The organism is Nostoc sp. FACHB-888, assembly GCF_014696655.1.
GTDB lineage: Bacteria > Cyanobacteriota > Cyanobacteriia > Cyanobacteriales > Nostocaceae > Nostoc.
In genome coordinates this window covers 1-5532 of sequence record NZ_JACJQM010000241.1, presented here as the reverse complement: position 1 = coordinate 5532, position 5532 = coordinate 1, and the positions used below count along the sequence as shown (strand labels likewise).

Here is a 5532-nt window from a genome sequence, read left to right as displayed (position 1 = left end):
TCTACTTACCCTGGCAATAGTAGCCATCTTTTGGGCATTTGTTACTCTCGTTATATTCCAGTTCATTAGTGGACTATTTGTATCGGCTCCTTACGCTAGTAATGTGGTTTCAGTTACCAATGTAAATATAGCTGCTTCTACAATTCCATCAGTATCAGAAGTAAGCACACCACAAGCTCGGACTTTTGAAAAATTGCCAGATCCTTGGACGTTAGAAGATGAAATTGTTCATCGTACAAGTAATGAAGCAGTTATTCTCTCATTCCCCACATTAAGATTACTGCCTCCAGTTAAAGAAATTTCGCCACAATCAAAACGTACTAGTCGTTCAAATAAAGCTAACAATGCTGCCAACAAATCACCGAAAACTAAAAAGGCTGATGTAAATTCTTCAGGCAAGCGCAAGCCAGGCAGACCGCGTAAAGCTGCATAAAAGTTACTCGACTATAGCCTCCGATTGATCAACGGAGGTTAAACTTACTTTTTTGAAAAATAGTGAACGCTACATATTGTTGTCTATCAGTTGCCTTAAATCACATTCCAGGCAATCATTTCCTGCTAGAAGCAGCAAAATCAGAGTTAGCAATTGCTGTTAATTGTGCCGAGCGATATGAAAAAACTTGGCACTCTATTATCTGGATTCGGTCTAATACTCGCATAAAAATCAGAGTTAGGCACGAGTTGAATTACTTGGCATTTGAATGTTACACACATTTTTTGAAAGCTGTTGATTACTTGAATCAATACGCTAATTTTATGAATGAGCAAGGTATTCCAGTAGCTAGTTGGTGGTGGGAAATGGCTTGCAGTTTAAACACAGCCTCTAGAGCAATACACAGAGAGAACAAACGAGAAATATTCTCTCGACAATTGAGGTTATTCGAGAGTTAACCCAACACAGTTAAGGCTGCGCCACAGCGAGAGTGAAAATTAAAATTATATAGCCCAATGGTACAGCAACTTTTCACTCAAGGTTCTTTATTCGATTTGCAAACAGTAATCGATTATGGGCAGTCAGTTATTAATGTTGCCCAAGAGCTTTTAAAACCACTGCTTGAGAATCGCCCTCTTTCTACGAAAACAATTCAGTCCCAGATGAATCGCCACTTTCACGGCACGGCAGCAGAGAGCGCATGGCAGTGGAAAGATGCTTACGAGGCAGTGGAAGTGGCGCAAATATTATATCTGCGTCAAAAAGGTTACAAGCTCTTATTAGAGTCGCCGCTAACAGTATTATTGGAATTGGAGAAGTTAGTAGCCCTCTGCCCAACGCAAACACGGCGCAGTGAAGAGTCAGTACAGCTTCAGCAATTCTCGACACCGTTGCCGCTTGCTTATCTGGTAGCCAAAGCAGGATTTATAAAGGCTGATGATTTGATTCTGGAGCCAAGTGCCGGAACTGGTCTGTTAGCACAAATGGCTAAACTTAGGGGTGCAAGTCTGATGCTCAACGAGCTTGCACCCGATAGATCGAAGATTCTGCGTCGGTTGTTTCCCGGCACTCCACTATTTGGGGTCAACGCCGAACAAATCAACGATTATTTAGCCCGCATTTCTCAGCCTTCGGTTGTTCTGATGAATCCACCGTTTTCGTCGTCCCCGAAAATCAACAGTCGCAACAGTCAAGCAACCCCTCGCCACATAAACTCGGCATTGCAAAGACTGGCTGACGGTGGACGGCTGGTAACAATCACAGCCAACTGGTTCTCTCCGGCTAACCCAAGCTGGCGAGAGACTTTTGTTAGGTGGCAGGAGAAGGCACGAGTTTTAATGTCAGTCGGGGTTAACGGCAAGGTTTACTCAAAACATGGTACACAAATCGACACCAGAATCACAGTAATTGACAAGGTTCCGGCTGATAATCACAGGCAAATCCCCTGTATTTCCGAAACCTTGGACTTGCCCGAACTGCTGGCGTTGATTCAGCATCTGCCACAGCGATCTCCGTGGGAACGCTCAAATATCAAAGCTGCGACGAAGGCAAAAGTTGTTCAATTGCCAAAACGTACTACAGTTGCACAACCAGAAACAGTTTCCTTTCTTCCAGATGACATAGTAGTGCTGGAATACGAAGTCGTCGAATGGTCTGCTACTGAAGGACTCAAAGATACTTTATATGAAACCTATCGCCCACAACGAATCAGAATTAAAGATGCTTTACCTCATCCGTCGCTACTCTGTGAGAGTGCGGGAATGGCATTAGTATCGCCTCCGGCTCCCACTTACAAACCACATCTCCCACAAAACATTGTCTTACAAGGCAAGTTATCTGAAGCACAACTTGAAAGTGTGATTTACGCAGGTCAAGCGCACTGTGAATTTCTGTCTGGGTCTTATATTGTTGATGATTCATGGGATAATGTGACTGTAGCGGGAAATAATGAAGAAAATACCATAAAATTTCGTCGTGGCTGGTTCTTGGGCGATGGGACAGGTGCGGGGAAAGGAAGACAGTGTGCAGGAATCATCCTCGACAACTGGTGTCAGAGGCGAAGAAAAGCAATTTGGGTATCCAAAAATTCTGCCTTAGTTGAAGATGCCCGTAGAGACTGGTGTGTTTTAGGAGGTGATGCAAAAGACATTATCGACCTCTCAAATATCAAACTTGGCGACCCCATTTCTTTCACCCAAGGTATTCTGTTCTGCACGTACTCTACTCTACGTTCTCAAAAGAATGGTAAAAGTCGGCTTAAGCAAATTGTTGAATGGGCAGGCAAGGACTTTGAGGGAGCGATCGCTTTCGACGAATGCCACAGTATGGGCAATGCAATGGCTCAAGAGGGTAAACTCGGTATGGTTGCAGCATCCCAGCAAGGCATTGTTGGGCTGAGGTTGCAAAACGCATTACCGCAGGCACGGGTTGTCTATGTCTCTGCGACCGGAGCGACGAAGGTTTCTAACCTATCTTATGCAAATCGCCTGGGGCTTTGGCAGACTGGAGATTTCCCGTTTAGCTCCCGTGAGGATTTTGTGGAATCCATTGAGGGCGGTGGTATTGCCGCGATGGAAATCGTAGCCAGGGATCTCAAGGCTTTGGGACTGTATCTGGCGCGGAGTCTCTCGTTTGAGGGGGTGGAGTATCAGACTCTCGAAATTGAGTTAACGCCCACGCAGGAACGGATTTATAACAGCTATTCTGATGCTTTTCAAGTTATTCACCATAATTTAGATAGAGCTTTGGAAGCTTGTAATATCTCTGGTGACAAGACTTACAACCGTGCTGCAAAGATGAGCGCGGTGTCTCAGTTCGAGTCACACAAGCAAAGATTCTTCAACCATCTGTTGACTGGCATGAAATGCCCTACCCTGATCAAAGCGATTGAGCAGGATTTAGTCCAAGGTCTTGCAGTTGTCATTCAAATAGTTTCGACTAATGAAGAACTTTTGAAACGACGACTTGATGAAGTTCCGGCTTCCGAATGGAAGGATCTCAATCTTGACTTGACCCCACGGGAATACGTTATGGATTACCTGATGAGTGCTTTCCCCATTCGTTAGAGTCGATGCCCGGTATTATCCGGGGCACCTCTCTGTTAAATCTGGGCGTGCGACTTTCACCGCACCCAGCTTCCGATGTTCTCAGCTTGCGCTTTTGCTCATGTGTTTGTAATCGTGGCAACTCTCATGAATTGCTTCCAGATTATTTTTCTTCCAGTTGGCGTGATTTCCGTCGATGTGATGCAGGTGAACCCGTTCCTCATCGATGAACTTTAAGCCGCAGGAAGCACATCTATGGTTTTGCTTCTTAAGAGCAAAAGAAGTTTCGCCATCATAGAGTTTACTGTTACGTTCGCTCCAATAGGCTGTATCTCCGTCATAGGGGGATTTTGTTCCTTTGACAGAAACGTGTTTGTTTTCGGAGTATGGGACTGCTGGAAACGCTTTGTCTAGTAGTTTCTTACTAGAGTGGCGATTTTGTTTGGTTTCCCTGTTAAATACCTTGTAAGCTCTTATTTGGATGTGGTACAGGGAGTTCCTGGAACCGTCCATCTTGCAGAACTTATGGTAGTTTCTCCAGCCTCTAACTACCGGGGCTAATTTCTGAGCCTTTGTGGTAGCACCATAATTCGAGTTGTTGACGATGTGTTTTACTTTCTTACGAAAAGCTTTGAAGTTATCCACTGATGGGATGCTTCTGAACTTTCCGTTTGTCTGGACTTTGAAGTGCCAGCCGAGGAAATCAAACCCATCTGTCGCGGCGGTAACTTTGGTTTTCTTTTGGCTTACTTGCATTCCGCGTTTGCGGAGGAACTCGCTGATTCTTTCAAGTATCTCTGTTGCATCATCTTCGGGTCGGAGTATAATAATCATGTCATCCGCGTATCGGACTGATGGTTCTATGATTGACTTATTTAAAGTCTTCTCGTGTACCTTGCAACCTTGTTTGTAGTTGTAATGGTATCTGTGTATACTCTCAATTCCGTTGAGCGCAATATTTGCTAATAATGGGCTGACCACTCCCCCTTGTGGGGTTCCTTGTTCAGGAAATTCTGGATTTACCCCTGCCTTGAGGCATCGAAAGATACCGAGTTTTAAGCCTTTGGGGGATATGAGTTCATCCATTATTGCTGAGTGATTTATTCTGTCGAAGCACTTTTCGATATCGAGTTCAATGACTCGTTTTTCTATTCCATTAGCCTTGGAGTTGAGGTTATCAAAGATGTACTTTTGTGCATCGTGGGCAGAGCGCCCAGTTCTAAACCCGTAACTCCTAGCGTGGAAAGTAGCTTCGTGTGCTGGTTCGAGTGCATATTTTGCTAGGCATTGCCAAGCTCTATCCGCGATGGTAGGTATCTTAAGCATTCTGGTAGTTCCGTCCTTTTTAGGGATGGGGATTTCCCGTAGTCCTTGATGCTTCCAATTTCCACTGTTCATTCTCAGTAATTCTTCAAGTTTGAAGCGTTCCTCGAATGATAGGGATTTCTTACCATCGATACCAGCCGTCTTTTTACCAGCGTTTAGCTGAGATACTTGTCTTATTGCAAGAAATCGAGCCGAGGTGGATTTTAGAATAAGCTTTTGGAGTGACCTAGCTTTCCGCTTGTCTCCAACTTGAACAGCTTTATACACGCGCTTTTGAAGGCGGAAAAGATTTCGGCGGAATTTCTTCCACTGTAAGGCTTTCCAAGATTCACTAGTTTTGTAACTGTGTCTAATCATTTTCTCTTCTCTGGTTTGTGTATTCTGAACACCTCAGACCAATTACGGTCTGTCCTACCCGAATTGTGGGGATTCCTCCGCTCGTCTGGACTACTTGGGGTTCGACTACCCCTTGACCCACAACTCGTTTTTATTCGTTCCCTCGGAGAGATTGATTGTTCCGTTAGGCGTGGTCAGTTCAACTACTGGATTCCCTGGACTCTTGCCGTTATTGAAAATGGAAATACGGCGGGAATTAATTCTCCAGTAAAGTCAGGGATTTTTTGTGTTGCGCCCTGCTCTGAAATAAGTTGCTTTTCTAGACCCGGTTTCACCGTAGGAACTCCCTGTTAGCGCCAGTGTCAACCCGCAACGGTCATCTGATTGCGCCCT

Annotated in this window: 4 protein-coding genes; 3 read left to right on the top strand and 1 reads right to left on the bottom strand. The window is 44.7% G+C overall.

The window, feature by feature from the left end:
* The 3 genes from H6G26_RS37870 to H6G26_RS37860 form a co-directional block, all read left to right on the top strand.
* Positions 1 to 433 (top strand): hypothetical protein (locus H6G26_RS37870; protein WP_190736805.1); only part of this gene is annotated, 433 nt, incomplete at its 5' end.
* A 62-nt stretch (positions 434 to 495) separates the two neighbouring features.
* Positions 496 to 891, top strand: a complete 396-nt coding sequence (locus H6G26_RS37865; RefSeq protein WP_190736802.1) for a hypothetical protein — start codon at positions 496 to 498, stop codon at positions 889 to 891.
* 57 nt (positions 892 to 948) lie between these two features.
* Complete coding sequence (locus H6G26_RS37860) at positions 949 to 3498, top strand: strawberry notch-like NTP hydrolase domain-containing protein (RefSeq protein WP_190736800.1); 2550 nt, start codon at positions 949 to 951, stop codon at positions 3496 to 3498.
* A gap of 81 nt (positions 3499 to 3579) precedes the next feature.
* On the opposite strand, the gene H6G26_RS37855 is transcribed toward H6G26_RS37860, so the two are convergent.
* On the bottom strand, positions 3580 to 5160 hold the full coding sequence (locus H6G26_RS37855; protein ID WP_190736799.1) for a reverse transcriptase domain-containing protein: 1581 nt from the start codon (positions 5158 to 5160) through the stop codon (positions 3580 to 3582).
* Positions 5161 to 5532: the final 372 nt, after the last annotated feature.